Here is a 16,245-nt window from a genome sequence, read left to right on the forward strand (position 1 = left end):
CGGAGAACGCGGAGAGGGACGGGCGGGGCTCTGGCGGCCCGCCCCGGCCTCACGCCGAGGCCGGGCGCCTCACTCGTGAATGGCCCTCAGGGGCCGACCCGGCAGTCACCCGGCCGAGCATAGCGGTCGCAACGGCCGCACTACGACTGGGCCCGCAGCCCAGTGACATCGGGATCCAAGGCGAGTCGTCTTTCCAGATAGGCCGAGTATGCGCTGACCCGGTCGGCGGTGTACGCGCCGCTGGCAATCGGCGGGTTCGGGCTCACGTCCAGGACGCACCATCGCCCAGTGGTCCAGTGCCGGACGAGGTGAACACCGGCGATGTCGTACCCCAATGACGTCGCAGCCCGCACAGCGACCTCCCGCGCCTCTGGATCCAGCCTTCGCAGATCGACAAGAGTGGCGTCCTCCCAGCCCGATTTCGCCAGCAGTTCGCCGCCACCGATGCGGCTATGCCGCAGGGCGAACGCGGCGTGGCCTCCCAGCACGAGCAGGAAGTACGACCCATCAGGCGGCACGAGTTCCTGGGCGAGGAACCCGCGTGTACGGCGGGAATCCCGGAGTTCTTCGGTGAACGCTTCCTCGCTGCTGATGAGGCTCGTCCTGCTGCCTCTGCCGCTCGTGACCGTTTTCAGTACGAACGGCAGATCAAGCTGCAGGGCCACATCATGAAACGCGCCGTGGAGCAAGGGCAGCGGCAGATACACCGTGGAGGGCACAGACAGCCCTCGGTTGGCCAGCCGGACGTAGGTGAACAGTTTGGTGGGCGCGCCGATTCCCGCGACGTTGACGGCGCGGACATTCCTAGCGGCGAGATAGTCCGCGAGCACGTTCAACAGAATCGTGGTGGGTCGGCGGTAGGCGACGACCTGCACGAGACCGAAGTCGCCCAGATCCCGTCCGCTCACCGTCTCGCGGATGCAGACTCCCTCTGGGCCGACATTGATGGCGAGTTCCTCGACACTACGGAAGACAACCTCGACACCGGCGGCGAGCAGCTCACTCGCCAGGCCGGCATGTCCGCCGAGTCCTTCGGCGTTGAGCAAGAGCGCAGGTTTGGATGCGGGCCGGTCCATCGACTACTGACCGCCCCTCTGCACATACTCCGCGAGTTTCCTCTGGATGGCTTCGTCCACCTCGGCAGGGTCGAGCACTTCCTTTTCCCGGAGTCCGAGTTCATCCAGCATCACGTTGTCGAACTCCTCCAGAACGTCGTCGATGGCGTCGACCGCGTCCGCGGCGTTCGACGACGCTTCCGCGGCCGAAGCCGCGGACGTGTTCGTCTGCTCCGAATCAGGCGTGGCCTCCTCTTCCTGACCACTTGCCGGGCGAGTCGCCCGTTCCTGCTTGCTGGACAATCCATCTCCTTCATCCGACGCGATGCGGCGACCAGAACGGTCAGCGCCCCGACCTACCTGGCACCACGGGTCGCCACGAACACCGGTTCACCGTCTTGGCGGCGGAGCTGGCATCATGGGCAAACGGAACCCTGTTCCGTATGAGCGAGCGCGACGGCGGAAAGGGAGGGCACGGTGGGCGACGGCGCCAAAATCGGGGGCGGGGGCGGTGCGGGGCGCGCCGCCCCGTCCAAGCGGAAGGACGCCCAGCGCAACAAGGAGACGCTGCTCGACGCGACCGCCGCGGTCTTCATCCGGTCAGGCGTGGAGGCGCCCGTACGGGACATCGCGGCCGAGGCGGGCGTCGGGATGGGCACGATCTACCGCCACTTCCCCACCCGGGCTGACCTGATCATCGCCGTCTACCGGCACCAGGTCGAGGCGTGCGCCGAGGCCGGTCCTGCGCTGCTGGCGTCCAGCGCGACTCCGTACGCCGCGCTGGGGCAGTGGGTCAACCTCTTCGTCGACTTCCTGGTCACCAAGCACGGCCTCGCCGCCGTACTGCAGTCCGACAGCTCCGGCTTCGACACGCTGCACACCTACTTCCTCGACCGCCTGCTGCCCGTCTGCACCGAGCTGTTCGACGCCGCGGCCGCGGCCGGTGAGATCCGCCCGGGCCTGGACCCGTACGAGGTGATGCGGGGCGTCGGGAACCTGTGCATCGGCGCGGACAGCGATGACCGCTACGACCCGCGCCGCCTGGTCGAGCTGCTCATCGCGGGATTGCGCCCGCTGCCTCACTGATCCTGTTGTGCACCGGCGCCCGCCACGCCAAGATGATCAGCCATGCCCACCAAAACCCTGCGCATCCCCACCCCGGACGGCCAGTCCGACGCCTTCGCCGCCTTCCCCGACGACGGCGAGCAGCACCCAGGGGTGCTGATGTACGCGGACGCCTTCGGCATCCGGCCCGTGCTGAAGGAGATGGCCCGCGAACTGGCCGGGCACGGGTACTACGTCCTCGTCCCCAACTTCTTCTACCGGCACGGCCCCACGCCGGTGGTCGACCTTCCCGAGCACATCGGCGAAGAGGCACGGCCCGCGATCATCGCCCAGCTGATGCCCTTGATCGAGGCGCACACCCGCACCGACGACCGCATCCTGAGCGACGCCGACGCCTACCTCGGCTTCCTCAGCGCCCAGCCCCAGGCCAGCCCCGGACCGGTCGCGGTGACCGGGTACTGCATCGGCGGTCTCCTGGCGATGCGTACGGCCTCGGCCCACCCCGATCAGGTGGCCGCCGTCGCCAGCTTCCACGGCCCCGTGGGCGCCGACGGCCCCGAGAGCCTGCACCGCCTCCTCTCCAAGATCACCGCCGAGGTCCACCTCGGCCACGCCGAAACCGACATCACACCGGATGCGCTCGACGAGCTGAACAAGGCGCTGGACGCGGCGGGTGCCGCGCACACCTCAGAGATCTACCCCGGCACCGTCCACGGCTTCACGATGTCCGACACCGACGCCTTCAGCCCGACCGCCCTCCAGCACCACTGGGACCGTCTCCTCCCCCTCCTCGACCGCACCCTGACCAGGGGCTGAGCCGCACGGCGCTACGCCTGCCCGGCCAACCGGTCGAGGCGGTCGAGGCGGTCGAGGCGGTCGCGCTGCTCCGGGGTGAGCCGGAGGTGCGTCGCGGCCCAGTTCTCCTCCAGGTGGTCGATCCGGGCGGTGCCGGGGATCGGGAGGATGACCGGCGAGTGGCCGAGGAGCCAGGCCAGGGACACCTGGGTCGGGGTGGCGCCGGTCTCGGCCGCCACGGCGGCGACCTCGGACCCGTCCTCCCAGGCCCCCGCCGCGACGGGCCGCCACGGCAGGAACGCGATGCCCGCCGCCGCGCAGGCCGCGAGCACGGGCTCGTGCTCGCGGTCGAGCACGTTGTAGCGGTTCTGCACGCTCACCACGTCGATGATCTCCCGCGCCCGGTCGAGTTCGGCGACGGTGACCTCGGACAGCCCGAGCCTGCCCACCTTGCCCTCGTCCCGCAGGTCCCGCAGCGTGCCGAGCTGGTCGGCGAGCGGGGTGTCCGGGTCGATACGGTGCAGCTGCAGCAGCTCGATCCGCTCGACGCGCAGCCGCCGCAACGCCTGCTCCACCTGGTCCCGCAGCACCTCCGGCCGCCCGTCCAGCTTCCATTCCCCGCCGGGCCCGGTCCGCGCGACGCCGACCTTGGTGGTGACGAGCAGCCCGTCCGCGTACGGGTACAGCGCCTCGGCGAGCAGCTCCTCGTTGGCTCCCCCGCCGTACAGGTGTGCGGTGTCGATCAGCGTGATCCCCAGCTCCACGGCCCGCCGGGCGACCGCGATGGCCCCCTGCCGCTCCGGTCCGGCCTCGGTCGGCAACCGCATGGCCCCGAACCCGAGCCGCCGTACCTCCAGATCGCCGCCGATGCGAAGGCTCATCGATGTCATCCGCTGCCCCCGTCTCCCGTTGAGGTCAGCACGCTAGCAGCGCGGCCGGACGCCATTGGATCTTGAGAAAAGGAGCCCCTTGGTAGGTCCCCCTTACCGCGCTACGGTGAAAGCGGTGGTACTCCGGCGTCGAGACCGCTGGAGGTGACGACGTGGGCGCCTCGGACCGGTCGGGCCCACGGCCGGTCGCCGAGAAGAGAGTGAGCGCACTCAAGGTCCGCCCGCTCTCGGATCGGGCTGGCATACGCGTCTCCGGCGAGGTCACCCTGACCACCCGGCCCTCGTGGGAGCAGGCGCTGAAAGACGCCGTCCGCGGAAGTGGCGACGTGACGCTGGACCTGTCCGGGCTCACGTTCATCGATGTCGGCGGCGCGACCGCTCTGGTGCTGGCCGCCCAGGGCCTGGACGGCAGGCGTCGCCTGGTCATCAAGGGGCCGCCGCCCACTCTGCGCCGCGCACTGGCCGCCTTCCTGCCCGAGCTGGTGGCGATCGAGGTGACCACGTGATGTGCGCGGCCCAGCCCTTCGCGCATCAGGCCTTGTTCTACCGAGGCGTCCAGGAGTATGTGGCCGGGACGGTCCCGTTCATCCTGGAGGGCCTCGCCGCGGGCGAGCCGGTGGCGGTGGCCGTTCCCGCGAGCAACCTCGGGCCCCTGCGCGCGGAGCTGGGCGCGAGCGCCGAACTGGTGCGGTTCACCGACATGAGCCGGGCCGGGCGGAATCCGGGGCGGATCATTCCCAAGGTGCTGCGCGAATTCGCCGACCCGTATCTCGCCAAGCGGGTACGGATCATCGGCGAGCCGATCTGGCCCGCCCGCACCCCCACCGAATACCCGGCCTGTGTGCAGCACGAGGCACTGATCAACGAGGCCTTCCGCGGCCGGAACGTCACCATCCTGTGCCCCTACGACGCCGAACGGCTCAACGCCGGATGGCTTGCCGACGCGTACACCACCCACCCCGTTGTCGTGGTCGACGGCAGGGAGGAGCGCAGTACGACCTACGACGCCGACCGCGCCGCCTCCACCTTCAATGAACTCCTCGTCCCACCGCCCTGGGCCGTCGTCTTCACCTTCGACGTCGGCCGTCTGTCCGGCGCGCGTGATCTCGCCGTCGAACTGGCCAGGCGTCTCGGCCTGGCAGGCGAGCGAATGGACGACTTCGCCCTCGCCGTCACCGAGTTGACCACCAACAGCGTGCAGCACGGCGGCGGCTCGGGCACCGTCTCGGTCTGGGGCTACGGCCCGCAGATCGTGTGCGAGGTGAGGGACCGGGGATGGCTGCGAGACCCCCTGGCAGGCCGCCGCCCGCCCCCGCCCGACGAACCGGGAGGCCGGGGCCTGCTGATGGTCCACAGCCTCGCCGACCTCGTCCGCGTCCACACCGGCCCCGATGGCACGACCGTCCGTTTTTACATGTAGGGGCAGCGTCACCCTCGCGGACAGGCGATCTCCGGGCGCAGACGGTGTGGGCTGCATGCGATCAGGCATACGGACAGGAATCGCTGGCCGGTGAGGTACCACCCGCCGACCACGTCTTCGCCGTGCGCGGCCCGATCCGCTGCCCGGCTGGCCGAGTCAGCGAGGCGGGCGCGTTCGTGCTCCGATGCGAATGACGCTGCGGAGGCCCGCGCTTGCCCGCCGAACCAATCGGCTGCCTGCTGCGGGTCGGTCCAGGTGCCCTGGATGAAGGATGTGGGTTTGAGGAGCCAGTGGGCCAGTTCCAGGGGGACGACTTTGCTGGATCTGAATTCGGGGTGCAGGGGGCGTCGGGGGCCGTCTTTGTGTAAGTCGTGGGCGGATCCGAGCCAGGTGTAGCCGTGGTGGTGCATGTGCTCGCTCTCTCGGTACAGAGCGGCCCCCACCCGAGGCGGGGGCCGCGTGCTGTCTCACCCGCTACTGGCGGCCGCAGCCGTCGCCGTCACCGCAGCCGCCCTGTTGCCCGCCCTCGGTCGGCTCGTCGTCCTCGGGGTCCTGCCGGAGGACGGCGGCCTTGTGTCCGCGTAAGTGCATCGGGATGATTCCTCTCGGTGCTGTCGGACGCGGGGGCTCTCCTCGCGCCGTCGTGCACGTGCACCCGTTCCGCGCTGGGCTCGACCTGCCAGGGCTCCGGTCCAGCCGGGACGGGGGTCTTCAGAAGGGGGCCGCTCAGCTCGTGGCGGCCTTCTTGGTCTGCTCTTCCAGCGCGGCGCGCATGAGGATGTCCGCGAGGCGGTTGGCACTGTCGAGCGGAATGCGGCCCAGGGCGACCATGGGGTGTCCCGAGACCGTTACCTCTCCGCGCAGGACCGGCCAGAACAGGTCCTCGCGCTGCGCGCCGTGGGGAACGGCCACATCGGGAGTGAAACCGAGCCGCCCCAGCGCCTCCCGCAGCAATTCGGCAACCACCCTCGCCTCCGCACCAGCCGCCCGATGGCGCGCAGAACGCATGGCATCGATGTGTTCCTCGGTAATCTTCATAGATCGCACTCCCGGCCGGTGTGGACTCGGTTCAATCTATGGGCACCTTGGAAGAGGCTCTAGCCGGTTTCCCGTTCGCGCAAGAAGTCGTCTCGCACGCTCCCGACCATTCTCCGCATGCCGTCACCGCAAAGGGCCGTCGACGCAAACCCTTCGAACTTATTGACGTACAGGGAAACGTCTCTCGGGTCCGTCACCACCAGCTCGGCGTGGACGGTCTCAACGGTAACGGTCCTGTTGTCCCGGATCACGAAAGCGTGGTTCGCTATATCACTCTGCAAGGCGGCGAACGGCACGACGCGGATATCTATATGAGGCAGCCGTGACAGCGAGATGAGCCTGTCCATCTGCTCGGCCATTCGCGAGGGCGAGACGATGCGCCAGCGCAACACGTTCTCGGTGATGACGAAACGTAGGCTCTTGCTGTCGTCGTACAGAACCCGCTGGCGTTCGAGGCGGGCTGCGATGGTGCGCGTCAGGGTGTCGTCGCTGAGGTCATGGCGAGCGAGGACAGCGCGGATGTACTCGGGCGACTGCAACAAGCCGGGAACCAAAGCGGGTTGGAACAGCTGCAAGAGCGTCATGCGAGCTTCAAGCGCTCTCGTTTGCTGTTGCGCTTTGTGTACTCCCATTCGGCGCACGAGTCGCCATGCCGTGGTCTCTGTCGCCGCCACCCGCACGACGTCAACAAACTCAGCCTTGACCTCGTCAGAGACACCGAGCGCTACCAGGATGCTCTCGACGTCCACAACGGACGGAGCGACTTTCCCGGTCTCAATCTTGCTCAGCTTACTGGTGGACATGACAGCGCTGCGGGCGACGGCTTTGGCCTCCTTCTCAGATGCCAGCCGAAGCGCCCGCAGCGCCGCTCCCAGCTCTCCTCTGTTCACTCCCCGTGCTTCGACCACCATTCAGAGAACGGCTCCGCGTGAGCGAGGGCCGTATCCCGGTAGCCGATGAACTCTCGCGCCCGCTCATCGGGGAGCGTTTCGCGCCCGGTGACGGTCCCCGAGGCGTCGTAGTACATGGTGACCGGAGTCTGCGCGTCGAAGAGCCAGAAGTCCCCCACGCCTGCCAGTGGGTTGGCCTTGTCCGTGGTGTCGAGGATGAAGAACTCCTCACCGCCGGTCTGGTTCGTCCGGTACCCCCAGCCGAGTTCGAAGCGGAGGTAGGGCGTGAGCGGCCGAGAAAGGATGTGCACCCGGTAGACGCGCTTCCCCTGGCCGGTGTGAGAGCGAAGCTCTGCAACCCACTCGGCGTTGTAGCCCTCCGGCCGGGGATCTCCCGCCAGGAACCTCCCGTACGCCCCCGTATTGCCCGACCCGCCGTAATCATCCAGCGTTTCCAGCCGGAATGCCTCACGTTCGAAGGTATCGAACAGCTCGCCGAGGTTCTTAGACGAGTTTGTCACGAAGGCCCTTCCGGATGAGGTCGAGGATGAGTTGCATCGGGATCTCCACGATTCCCTCGTGTGCGGGAATGGTCAACCCGTGGTCGGTGGGGACCTCGCCTTGCACGAGGAGGGTATCCCGGTCGGTGGCGTAGATGGTCGGGCAGTCCTTGATGTCGCACGTACTCACGAGCTTCGAAACCTTCATGAGTCCCCTCCCTGGTGTGCTGTGTTGAGTCGATGCTCGCGAGTGGCAGTGCCCTCGCGCAAGGGACATCCGTTTCCGGAACAGGAAATCGTCACCAGGTCGCGTGGAGCGGGCGGTTCACCGTGGCCGGTACGCGGCGTGCGGAACTGCCCGCTCCCAGACGGCTTCGAATGCCGCCGCGACCATCGTTGCCGTGTCCGGGTCGGACCGCACCTCCATCCCCGTGGCGGGATTCCAGTTCCCGTCGCCGTCGAAGTGGTTGAAGATGACGATCTCCTCGTCGATCAGCCAGCAGTCCGCGCCAGGAAGCGCCAGATCGGCCGCGCGTCTGCGGGGCAACCAGCGCACCTCTTCTCCGGCAGCCACGTTATGGCGCTCCGTCACGTCGTACTCGAACCTGATGTACTCGCTGACGGGCTCCGAGACGACCCGGGCGCGCTTCATCCGCACACCGCGCGAAACCGTCGCCACGACGAGGTCGAACCAGCTCTGCCACCGCTCGGCGGGGTCGAAGCTGATCCCGGCGCGCCAGTCGGCGAAATCGGGGTCGCCGGGCGTGTACATGTCGCGCAACTCAAGATGAACTGCCGAACGTTGTGCGGAAGCCAGAGCCTCACGTACCGCCGTTGCCACTGTTGACCTCGCTATCAGGCTGAGGGATGAACTGCCGCATGTTCACCGGGAGCCGGATCACCGTCTCGTGGTCGGGCTCGTCGGTGGTGTGACCAGGAATCGAGGCCCCACCTCCTGGCAGTGCCTCAGTGTCGCGCCGTCCGCCTTCCACGACAGCGCATGACTTTCCGCTCGTGCGGTGCCCCGGTCAAGGGCGCGTGGCGCTCACCGGGGGCGCGATAGCAGGCGCGTACCGCCGCCTGTGGATCCGCTGGGAGCCCAGCTGTCGCCCGCTAGTTCTTCTGCAGCGTGCGGGTGACACCCGCGATGACGGCGGTCGTCAGCACCCACCCCAAGGCGATCAGCAGATAGGCCAGCGATTGGAGGCTGTCGTCCGACCAGTACCAGGCCGTGCGCTGTCCCAGGCCACCGATGGGGATCAAGAGGTCGAGGGTGTACACGAAGGGCTGGAACGGGGCGCCTTCTCCCGGCTTCACCGGACGGGGAGAGTCCGCGCTGAAGACCAGGTGCCCAGCAGGGTCAGGAAGGCTGCCGGGCGCAGCAGCTGACGGGCCACGCCGACGCACCGCTCATACGGCCACGGGCGGCGCGAGAGGTGCGGCGACTTCGCGGCAGTCCCGGCAGCGGGTGGCGGGGGCCGGGGCGCGGAAGGCCCGGTCGCAGCCGCCGCAGTTCCGGAGCGGTACGAACGCCGGTCGAGGTGTGGGCGTGGGCGCCGCCGGGAGCGGTGGCGGGAGCAGCGCGGTGAGGCGGTGCGCCAGGAACGCGGCGGGGTGGCGGAGGTCCGGCGGCAGGTTCGCGGTGAGGGTACGGCGTACGGCTGCGGGCGCGGCCCCGCGCACCAGCCACGCCGCCACGGCCGGGGCGAGGCGGTGCACCTCGCGCTGCGAGAGCAGCAACCGGTCGTCGTCGCGGCGGAGCGTGGCGAGGAGGGCGTTCGCGGCGGGGTGCGGGGTGGGTTCGGGGGCGTCGGCGGGCGGCGGCGGTTCGGGACGCGGCTCGCGTACGGGCCGTACGGGGCGTACGGGCTGCGGCTCGCGTACGGGACGCGCAGGCTGCGGCTCGCGGGCGTGGCGGGCGCGGGTGGCCTCCGGGTGGTTGTACGCGAGCGTAAGGGTGACCATCCGGCCGTCCGGAGTGCGCTCCCGGACGCGTTCCAGGTAGCCGTACGCCTCCAACTCCCGCAGCGCGGCGGCGATCCGGTCCCGCCCCTCCGGGAACCGCTCGGCCAGCGTGCGGATGTCCACGGACGCGCCCTCCGGCAGCGACTGGATGTGCGCGCCGAGGCCGATCGCGGTGAGGGAGAGGTGGCGGTGCTGGGTGAGGTGATTGCCGACGACCGTATAGCGGTTCGGGTGGCGTTCCCTCACTTGGGTGACTCCGCCGGTGAATCGGCGGACAAGGGATAGGGCGCGCGAACGCGCGCTAGGGTGCTGCTCAGCCATCGGGAAGGTCCGTCTTCCTCGTTGGTCAGGCCCTCGACTCGGGATGCCAGTCCCGGCCGGGGGCCGTCGCATGTCTGGGGTTGTTGTGGCCGAGCCTGCCGTGCCAATCCGCTCCCGCGCCAGCCGAGTTGGGCGAAATCACCCGTCCGGGTGACTAGTATGAGGTTTGGATGGGTTGGGAGGGTTTCTTTCCCCGAGTTCTTGGTCTTTGACGGCCCGCCGCACCGATACGCGGCCCACCGGAGCCAGGGTTCCCGGCCTCCGGCGGGAAGGGGTCAGGGACGCAGGGCGAGTTCGGCCCAGACGGTCTTGCCGATCAGCTCAGACTGGACACCCCAGTTGTCCGCCAACTCCTCGACGAGCAGCAGCCCGTGCCCCGATTCGTGTGGCTCGTCGGTGTCGCTTTTGGGACGGACGGCAGGCAGCCGTTCGGTACGGGCATCCTTCACCTCGATGCGGAGCGTGTCGGCGGTCCTGCTGAGCGTCAGCCGGAAGTCCCGCCCGTGCACGCGGCCGTGCAGCGCGGCGTTCGCGGCCAGCTCGGCGACGATCAGCGCCGCCTTCTCGTGGGGCAACTCCCAAGCCCGGATGCGCTCGGTCGCGAGCAGCCGGGCGAGGCGGGCGCCCTTGCGGGTGGCGGAGAGCAGCACGGTGTAGTGCGAAGCGGAAGTGCTGGTTCGGGTGATTTGTTGGCTCACGTCACTCAGAGTGGCCGTGCGTGCTTAGGCTGAAAAGTAGCGACGCCAATACGTGAAGTGACTGTCCGGCGTTGGTCGGATTCCGTCCGGCCCGTCCGCCGTGACCGGCACGAACGGCACATCGGAGGTGGGGCAACACATGAGCGAGGACTTGGGCCTGGACGAAGACGACAGTGGTGCGGTGCTGCGGACGGTCGGCCGCCAGATCAAGCTGTGGCGCGAAGCGGCAGGGCTGACGCAGGCCGAGTTGGGGGCGCGGATCGGGTACGGCGAGGAGCAGGTCTCGGCCGTCGAGCGCGCGAGGCGCATCCCCAAGCCGGAGTTCCTGGACGCGGCGGATGAGGTCCTGGGGGCGGGCGGCAAGATCGCCGAGATGAAGAAGGACGTCGCCGAGGCCAGGTACCCCAAGAAGGTACGGAACCTGAAGAAGCTGGAGGATGAGTCGGTCGAGCTGTGTGCCTACAACAACTCGATCATCCATGGCCTGCTGCAGACCGAGGAGTACGCGCTGGCGTCGTTCACCACCCGACGTCCAAGGTTCACCGAAGAAGAGGTGGATCGGCGGATGGCGGCTCGTATGGCGCGCCAGGAGATCTTCGACCCGACGAGAACACGCCCTGTTCTCAACTTCGTGCAGTGCGAGGCAACTCTGCGCCGCCCCATCGGGGGCAAGATGGTGATGCGGAGGCAGCTCGAACACCTGTTGGCACTGGGCGAGTTGCGGAACGTAGACCTCCAGGTCCTCCCCCTGGGCTGTCAGGAGAACCCCGGTCTCGACGGATCATTCCGGCTGCTGAAGCTCAAGGACGGCACCATGGTCGGATACGTCGAAGTTCAGCTATTCAGCCGCTTGATCGCCAACCCCAAAGAGGCGCAAGTCCTCGACACCCGCTATGGGATCATCCGGGCGCAGGCTCTCACGCCACGGGAGTCGCTGGCCCTCATCGAAAAAGTGCTGGGAGAGACATGACCCTCAAGCCCTGTGAGTGGATAAAAAGCAGCTACAGCACGCCCGACGGCCCGGACTGCGTCGAGGTCGCATGGATGAAGAGCAGCTACAGCACCGACGACGGCCCGGCCTGTGTCGAGGTCGGCTGGACCAAGAGCACGCACAGCACAGCTGACGGTCCGGACTGCGTCGAGGTCGCCGCCACCCCCACCGGCACGATCCACATCCGCGACTCCAAGGTCCCCGATGGCCCCCAACTGACGGCCACACCGGCCGCCTGGACGGCCTTCGTCGGCTACGCCTCCCACGCCTGAGGCGGAAACGCGTTGAGGGCCCGACGCCAGGCAGTCGGGCCCTCAACGCGCGAGCAGGGCTAGAGCACGGCGACGGTGAACGGCCTGTCCACCACCCTGCCTGCGCTGTCGCCGGTCACGATCGTGATGGTGTCGGTGGCCCTGCCGCAGTAGCCGTGCGGTGCGCCGATGGCGGTGATCTCGCCCCGGAAGTCGTTGACCGTGGCGACGACCGCCGCGTCGGCCAGGTCATCGATGACGTTGGGGTCCGAGACCCTGACGCAGTAGACGCCTGCGGCACTCGTGCCGGTCCCCCGGGTGACCGAGGCGACGTTCTTGGACGCGAGGACCGTGCCGTCCTGGGCCACCTTCGCGGCGGCGCGGGCGTACGGGGCGTCCATGTCGTCGGCCGAGGCGCTGCCGGACAGCGCGGTCACCGACGTGACGGCGCCGAGGACGAGTGCGAGGACGCGACTGGTGCGGCGTACAGAGGTTCGCATGGCCTGCTCTTTCTCTCTCCGATGGTGAGAGGAGAGCAGACCAGGGCGGGGAAGTGTTTTCGTGGAGTGCCGGTGGAGACCGAGCGCCGAGTGCCCCAGCCGCCGAACTCGGCGAACGCATCGCCGCCCGGGCGTGCGGCGGTGGAACCCCTGGCGCCCGGTGATCGTCTTGGGGGGCGTTATCGCGGAGTCGTACGAAGGTCAGGGCAGGTCGATGGGGCACGAGGGAAATCAGTCGGCCGACCGGGCGGGGCGCCGGGTGTTGTACGGGTTCACGCTGTGGGTGTCCGGCCTGACCGCCGTGGTCGGGTGCGCGATCGTGGGGGGTGGGTTCGCGGCGGCGTGGGACGGGTTCGAGAGGGTCCGGGACTACGCGGACGCCAACATCGCCAACGAGGACTCCTACGTGGCCTACGCGGACGGTGGCCTGGAGCCGCTGGTGCGGGTCGGGTTCGTGGTGGCGCCGCTGTTGCTCGTGCTGGGGCTGCTCGCTCTCTCCGTACTGCACACCGCGTACGCCGTCGGTGGCTCGCATGCCACGCGGGACGACGGGCCGCTGACCATCCGCGAGTTGTGGCGGCGTACGCGGCGGCGGTTTCCCGCCGCCCTCGCGGTCAACGCGCTGACCGCGCTGGCCGTGGGCGCCGTGGTGATGGCGGGGCTGGTGCTGTTCACCCTCGTCGACGGCAACAAGGTGCCCGGTGTGGAGACCACGCCGCTGGGCGAAACCGCGTCCTGGCAGTACACGCTGGTGGGGTGGGTGCTGCCGATCGCCATCTGGTGCCTCGGCCCGCTGCTGTACTCCCGGCTGGCGCTGGCCACCGCCGAGACGGTGGTGGAACGCCGTAACCCGTTCAGGGCGTTGTCCCGCTCGTGGGTGCTGACCCGCCGCGCGCGGTGGCGCACGCTCGGCCTGGGCGCGCTGGGCATGGTGGCCGCCGTGGTCGTCTTCGTACTGGCCCAGTACGCGGCCGCGCCCCTCGCCCACTACGCCGGGCTCGGCATGCTGTGGCTCAGCGACGACAACGTGTGGATGACCGGCGTGCTGGTGAAGATCCTGCCCACGGGCGTGGCCCTGCTCCTGCTGCCCCCGGTGGTCATGCCGCTGGTGTGCGGGGCGTTCGTACGCCTCTACGGAGAGCTGCGCGCCCCGGCGTGACGTCGCGTCACACCGGGGCGGCGGCCTTACGTACTCGGCTCAGCCGATGGGGTTCACGAAGGTGGCCGGGCGGGTGGCGCTCCGCTGGTCGACGAGCCCGCCCCAGGGCCAGTCGAGGGTGATCGACTTGGTCTGGTTCGGCGGGGTGATGACCGCGTAGGCGGGCGTCCAGGAGTCCTCGTCGTCCTCGGGGGCCAGGGCGAGGTTGATGGTGAAGTCGGTGCTGTCCCCCGGGCCCAGGGTGATCGAGCTGTACTTGGTCGAGGAGCGCTGGAGCGACCAGTCCGCGCTGCCGTGCTCGGTGTTGAGGTCCACGCCCGGGAAGCCGCCGATCTTGCACGACGTGCCGGTGGTGTTGGTGAGCACGATGGAGGTGGTGGTCGAGCCCTCCGCGTTCGGGTCCGGGACCGCGTCCTCGCCCGTGGCGAACGCCGCCTTCAGGCCGTCGGTGTGGCAGGTCGGGGCGGACTGGTTGCCCCCGCCCCCCGCCTTCGTACCGGAGTCCGCCTGGGACTCGGAGCCGGACTCCGAGCCCTGCACCTCGGAGGAGCCCGCGCCGTCCTTGGCTGCCGCGGCGGAGTCCGCCTTGTCCGAGGCCTTCGCGCCGGTTTCCGAGCCGTTGCACGCGGTCAGGGTCAGGGCGGCGGCCGCGGTGAGGGCCGCGGCGGCGACGCGCAGGGTGCGGCGGCGGGCGGTGCGGGCAGTGGTGGTGGCGGTGGCGGTGGCGGTGGCGGTGGCGGTGGAGTTCATTTCAGGTCCCCCCCGGGACAGTTGGTGTCGTTGTTTCCTCGGTACGACAACCACTCTGGCCGGGGCCGCTACCGCGAACCTGCCGCTCCGCTGGCGCCCGCTACCGCTCCGCTAACGTCCGGCTAACCGAGCGGCTCCGGCTCCTGCGGCGGGTCGCTGAGCTGCTCGCGCAGGTAGTTCCAGACCACCGCGATCAGCGCGGCGACCGGTACGGCGAGCAGGCTGCCCACGACACCGGCCAGGCTGGCGCCCAGCGTCACCGCCAGCAGGATCACGGCAGCGTGCAGGCCGAGCCCGCGGCTCTGGATCATGGGCTGGAACACATTGCCCTCAAGCTGCTGCACCACCACGATGATCCCCAGCGTGAGGAGCGCGTCCATCGGGCCGTTGGCCACCAGCGCGATGAGCACCGCGACGAAGCCCGCGAACAGGGCGCCCACGATCGGTACGAAGGCGGATACGAAGGTCAGCACCGCCAGCGGCAGCACCAGCGGTACGCCCAGGATCAGCAGGCCGAGGCCGATGAAGACGGCGTCGAGCAGGCCCACCAGCGCCTGGGACCGTACGAACGCGCCGAGCGTGTCCCAGCCGCGCGCGGCCACGGTGGGGATGTCGGTGGCGAGCCGACCGGGCAGCTGGCGGGCGAGCCAGGGCAGGAAGCGCGGGCCGTCCTTGAGGAAGAAGAACATCAGGAAGAGGGCCAGGACGGCGGTGACCAGACCGCCGACCACGGCGTTCACTCCGGTGATGACCGTGCCGACCATGCTGCTGGCGCTCTTCTGCAGTTTGGCGGCCGCGCTGTCCGTCGCGTCGGCGATCTGGGCGTCGTCGATGTTCAGCGGTGGCCCGGCGGCCCAGTCGCGCACCTTGTGCACGCCCTGGGTCACGCCGTCGACCAGGTCGCCGGACTGGGAGGCCACCGGGACCGCGATCAGCGCCACGACGCCCGTCGCGAGCAGGAGGAACAGCACGGTGACGGCCGACGCGGCCACGGCGGGCGGCCACCCGTGTCCGCGCAGAAAGCGCGCCAGGGGCCAGGTGAGCGTGGTGAGCAGCAAGCCGACGATGAGCGGCCAGACGACCGACCACATCTGGCCCAGAAGCCATAGGACCACCGCCGTCGCCACGAGGACCAGGAGGAAATCAAGGGAAACGCGCGCTGATGAGCGGAGTGCGGCGCGGGTTCTCGCGGAACTGAAGCTGGCAGGCATGAGACCTCCGTACCCCGTTCACGCTTCGCTATCGCTGCTGCGCAGGAGCGTTTCAGCACACCCTTCTGAACAGACGTCCTGAACGTTCGTTCAGAAGTGAGGTACGCTGCCCCGCATGCGACACCGCGAACAGCTCATGGCCGGGGCGAAGAAGTGCCTGGAGGAGCGGGGATACGCCCGCACCACCTCGCGCGACATCGCCGCCGCCGCCAACGCGCCGCTCGGCACGATCAACTACCACTACGACTCGAAGGAAGCGCTGCTCAACGCCGCGCTCCTGGAGATGCTCCAGGAGTGGGGCGACAAGGTCCGCGCCCAGTCGGCGGCGGGGCGGCGCGTCGAGTCGATGTGGGAGCGGGTCGTCGGGTCCGAGGCCACGGACCGGCCGCTGCTGGTGGCCAGCGCCGAAGCGCTCGCGCAGGCCGAGCGCTTCCCGGAGATCCGGCAGCAGATCGCGGAGGCCTTCGAGGCGTCCCGTACGGAGATGGCGGCGGATCTGCACGGCATCGACGGCACCGACAGCGCGGAGGCGCGTGAACTGGCCCGCGCGGTCGGGTCGGTGCACATGGCGCTGGTCGCCGGGCTGACCCAGCAGTGGCTGATCGATCCGCAGCACGCTCCGTCGGCGCGGGACGTGGCGGCGGGGCTGCGGAGGATCGCCGACGACCTCGACGCCGACGCGTCCGACGTGCCCGACGTGCCCGACGCCTGACAGGCGGTGGCGGTGACGCGGGCCTGAGGTGCCT

21 protein-coding genes and 1 pseudogene are annotated in these 16,245 nt (G+C 69.3%); 8 read left to right on the forward strand and 14 right to left on the reverse strand.

The genetic code is table 11. From position 1 onward, the window contains the following. Positions 1–140 precede the first annotated feature (140 nt). Together ACFV9T_RS11530 and ACFV9T_RS11535 are read right to left on the reverse strand one after the other, a co-directional pair. The gene (locus ACFV9T_RS11530) at positions 141–1,046 is read right to left on the reverse strand and encodes a RimK family alpha-L-glutamate ligase (RefSeq protein ID WP_385438703.1); all 906 of its coding nucleotides are present in this window, start codon (positions 1,044–1,046) and stop codon (positions 141–143) included. A 33-nt stretch (positions 1,047–1,079) separates the two neighbouring features. Then, positions 1,080–1,358: a hypothetical protein gene (locus ACFV9T_RS11535; protein ID WP_385438704.1), complete on the reverse strand. Its 279-nt coding sequence runs from the start codon at positions 1,356–1,358 to the stop codon at positions 1,080–1,082. Positions 1,359–1,532: 174 nt separating this feature from the next. On the opposite strand from ACFV9T_RS11535, the gene ACFV9T_RS11540 reads away from it, so the two are divergent. Continuing rightward, entirely contained in the window at positions 1,533–2,141 is a 609-nt protein-coding gene (locus tag ACFV9T_RS11540; RefSeq protein ID WP_385438707.1) for a TetR/AcrR family transcriptional regulator, read from the forward strand. A gap of 42 nt (positions 2,142–2,183) precedes the next feature. After that, entirely contained in the window at positions 2,184–2,936 is a 753-nt protein-coding gene (locus ACFV9T_RS11545; protein WP_385438709.1) for a dienelactone hydrolase family protein, read from the forward strand. An 11-nt stretch (positions 2,937–2,947) separates the two neighbouring features. Here ACFV9T_RS11545 and ACFV9T_RS11550 read toward each other — a convergent pair whose 3' ends face one another. Further along, positions 2,948–3,805: an aldo/keto reductase gene (locus tag ACFV9T_RS11550; RefSeq protein WP_385438712.1), complete on the reverse strand. Its 858-nt coding sequence runs from the start codon at positions 3,803–3,805 to the stop codon at positions 2,948–2,950. Positions 3,806–4,005: 200 nt separating this feature from the next. Between ACFV9T_RS11550 and ACFV9T_RS11555 the strand changes: the two genes are divergently transcribed. Both ACFV9T_RS11555 and ACFV9T_RS11560 read left to right on the forward strand, forming a co-directional pair. After that, positions 4,006–4,311: an STAS domain-containing protein gene (locus ACFV9T_RS11555; protein ID WP_385438713.1), complete on the forward strand. Its 306-nt coding sequence runs from the start codon at positions 4,006–4,008 to the stop codon at positions 4,309–4,311. Beyond that, complete coding sequence (locus ACFV9T_RS11560) at positions 4,311–5,225, forward strand: anti-sigma factor RsbA family regulatory protein (RefSeq protein ID WP_385438715.1); 915 nt, start codon at positions 4,311–4,313, stop codon at positions 5,223–5,225. The genes ACFV9T_RS11555 and ACFV9T_RS11560 overlap by 1 nt, the downstream gene beginning before the upstream one ends. A gap of 726 nt (positions 5,226–5,951) precedes the next feature. Here the strand turns inward: ACFV9T_RS11560 and ACFV9T_RS11565 are convergent. The 8 genes and pseudogenes from ACFV9T_RS11565 to ACFV9T_RS11600 form a co-directional block, all read right to left on the reverse strand. After that, positions 5,952–6,263: a hypothetical protein gene (locus ACFV9T_RS11565; RefSeq protein WP_385438717.1), complete on the reverse strand. Its 312-nt coding sequence runs from the start codon at positions 6,261–6,263 to the stop codon at positions 5,952–5,954. A gap of 59 nt (positions 6,264–6,322) precedes the next feature. Then, the gene (locus ACFV9T_RS11570; RefSeq protein WP_385438720.1) at positions 6,323–7,174 is read right to left on the reverse strand and encodes a helix-turn-helix domain-containing protein; all 852 of its coding nucleotides are present in this window, start codon (positions 7,172–7,174) and stop codon (positions 6,323–6,325) included. After that, positions 7,150–7,674 (reverse strand): DUF6879 family protein, encoded by a 525-nt coding sequence (locus ACFV9T_RS11575; protein WP_385438722.1) that lies wholly within the window; start codon positions 7,672–7,674, stop codon positions 7,150–7,152. Before ACFV9T_RS11575 ends, ACFV9T_RS11570 begins: the two co-directional genes overlap by 25 nt. Beyond that, on the reverse strand, positions 7,658–7,861 hold the full coding sequence (locus ACFV9T_RS11580; RefSeq protein ID WP_385438724.1) for a hypothetical protein: 204 nt from the start codon (positions 7,859–7,861) through the stop codon (positions 7,658–7,660). The genes ACFV9T_RS11575 and ACFV9T_RS11580 overlap by 17 nt, the downstream gene beginning before the upstream one ends. Before the next feature lie 117 nt (positions 7,862–7,978). Continuing rightward, positions 7,979–8,494, reverse strand: coding sequence for a DUF6879 family protein (locus ACFV9T_RS11585; RefSeq protein WP_385438726.1), 516 nt, complete (start codon positions 8,492–8,494; stop codon positions 7,979–7,981). 272 nt (positions 8,495–8,766) lie between these two features. After that, positions 8,767–9,006: pseudogene (locus tag ACFV9T_RS11590) on the reverse strand (oxidoreductase); the annotation flags it as partial. 57 nt (positions 9,007–9,063) lie between these two features. Continuing rightward, positions 9,064–9,864, reverse strand: coding sequence for a helix-turn-helix domain-containing protein (locus ACFV9T_RS11595; RefSeq protein ID WP_385438728.1), 801 nt, complete (start codon positions 9,862–9,864; stop codon positions 9,064–9,066). A 350-nt stretch (positions 9,865–10,214) separates the two neighbouring features. Further along, a complete protein-coding gene (locus ACFV9T_RS11600) occupies positions 10,215–10,637 on the reverse strand; it encodes an ATP-binding protein (protein ID WP_385438730.1) in 423 nt (140 codons plus the stop codon). 139 nt (positions 10,638–10,776) lie between these two features. Between ACFV9T_RS11600 and ACFV9T_RS11605 the strand changes: the two genes are divergently transcribed. Together ACFV9T_RS11605 and ACFV9T_RS11610 are read left to right on the forward strand one after the other, a co-directional pair. Further along, positions 10,777–11,607: a helix-turn-helix transcriptional regulator gene (locus tag ACFV9T_RS11605; RefSeq protein ID WP_385438732.1), complete on the forward strand. Its 831-nt coding sequence runs from the start codon at positions 10,777–10,779 to the stop codon at positions 11,605–11,607. Further along, entirely contained in the window at positions 11,604–11,900 is a 297-nt protein-coding gene (locus tag ACFV9T_RS11610) for a DUF397 domain-containing protein (protein ID WP_385438734.1), read from the forward strand. Before ACFV9T_RS11605 ends, ACFV9T_RS11610 begins: the two co-directional genes overlap by 4 nt. A gap of 59 nt (positions 11,901–11,959) precedes the next feature. Here the strand turns inward: ACFV9T_RS11610 and ACFV9T_RS11615 are convergent, their stop codons facing one another. Continuing rightward, positions 11,960–12,379 carry a hypothetical protein gene (locus tag ACFV9T_RS11615; RefSeq protein WP_385438736.1) on the reverse strand — a complete coding sequence of 140 codons (420 nt, stop codon included), beginning with the start codon at positions 12,377–12,379 and terminating at the stop codon, positions 11,960–11,962. Positions 12,380–12,593: 214 nt separating this feature from the next. Between ACFV9T_RS11615 and ACFV9T_RS11620 the strand changes: the two genes are divergently transcribed. Next, positions 12,594–13,538, forward strand: coding sequence for a hypothetical protein (locus ACFV9T_RS11620; protein ID WP_385438738.1), 945 nt, complete (start codon positions 12,594–12,596; stop codon positions 13,536–13,538). Positions 13,539–13,577: 39 nt separating this feature from the next. Here ACFV9T_RS11620 and ACFV9T_RS11625 read toward each other — a convergent pair whose 3' ends face one another. Together ACFV9T_RS11625 and ACFV9T_RS11630 are read right to left on the reverse strand one after the other, a co-directional pair. After that, a complete protein-coding gene (locus tag ACFV9T_RS11625; RefSeq protein WP_385438740.1) occupies positions 13,578–14,288 on the reverse strand; it encodes a DUF4232 domain-containing protein in 711 nt (236 codons plus the stop codon). Between the two features lie 122 nt (positions 14,289–14,410). Beyond that, a complete protein-coding gene (locus ACFV9T_RS11630) occupies positions 14,411–15,499 on the reverse strand; it encodes an AI-2E family transporter (protein ID WP_385438742.1) in 1,089 nt (362 codons plus the stop codon). Positions 15,500–15,614: 115 nt separating this feature from the next. On the opposite strand from ACFV9T_RS11630, the gene ACFV9T_RS11635 reads away from it, so the two are divergent. After that, on the forward strand, positions 15,615–16,211 hold the full coding sequence (locus ACFV9T_RS11635) for a TetR/AcrR family transcriptional regulator (RefSeq protein ID WP_385438745.1): 597 nt from the start codon (positions 15,615–15,617) through the stop codon (positions 16,209–16,211). Positions 16,212–16,245: the final 34 nt, after the last annotated feature.

It is taken from the genome of Streptomyces sp. NPDC059850, from assembly GCF_042731515.1.
Lineage (GTDB): Bacteria > Actinomycetota > Actinomycetes > Streptomycetales > Streptomycetaceae > Streptomyces.

Bases quoted from the DNA above. Each gene is read 5' to 3' on its own strand.
- ACFV9T_RS11545 (WP_385438709.1), top strand. From the start codon at position 2,184: ATGCCCACCAAAACCCTGCGCATCCCCACCCCGGACGGCCAGTCCGAC.
- ACFV9T_RS11550 (WP_385438712.1), bottom strand. From the start codon at position 3,805: ATGACATCGATGAGCCTTCGCATCGGCGGCGATCTGGAGGTACGGCGG.
- ACFV9T_RS11560 (WP_385438715.1), top strand. From the start codon at position 4,311: ATGTGCGCGGCCCAGCCCTTCGCGCATCAGGCCTTGTTCTACCGAGGC.
- ACFV9T_RS11565 (WP_385438717.1), bottom strand. From the start codon at position 6,263: ATGAAGATTACCGAGGAACACATCGATGCCATGCGTTCTGCGCGCCAT.
- ACFV9T_RS11570 (WP_385438720.1), bottom strand. From the start codon at position 7,174: ATGGTGGTCGAAGCACGGGGAGTGAACAGAGGAGAGCTGGGAGCGGCG.
- ACFV9T_RS11580 (WP_385438724.1), bottom strand. From the start codon at position 7,861: ATGAAGGTTTCGAAGCTCGTGAGTACGTGCGACATCAAGGACTGCCCG.
- ACFV9T_RS11605 (WP_385438732.1), top strand. From the start codon at position 10,777: ATGAGCGAGGACTTGGGCCTGGACGAAGACGACAGTGGTGCGGTGCTG.
- ACFV9T_RS11610 (WP_385438734.1), top strand. From the start codon at position 11,604: ATGACCCTCAAGCCCTGTGAGTGGATAAAAAGCAGCTACAGCACGCCC.
- ACFV9T_RS11615 (WP_385438736.1), bottom strand. From the start codon at position 12,379: ATGCGAACCTCTGTACGCCGCACCAGTCGCGTCCTCGCACTCGTCCTC.
- ACFV9T_RS11620 (WP_385438738.1), top strand. From the start codon at position 12,594: ATGGGGCACGAGGGAAATCAGTCGGCCGACCGGGCGGGGCGCCGGGTG.
- ACFV9T_RS11625 (WP_385438740.1), bottom strand. From the start codon at position 14,288: ATGAACTCCACCGCCACCGCCACCGCCACCGCCACCGCCACCACCACT.
- ACFV9T_RS11630 (WP_385438742.1), bottom strand. From the start codon at position 15,499: ATGCCTGCCAGCTTCAGTTCCGCGAGAACCCGCGCCGCACTCCGCTCA.
- ACFV9T_RS11635 (WP_385438745.1), top strand. From the start codon at position 15,615: ATGCGACACCGCGAACAGCTCATGGCCGGGGCGAAGAAGTGCCTGGAG.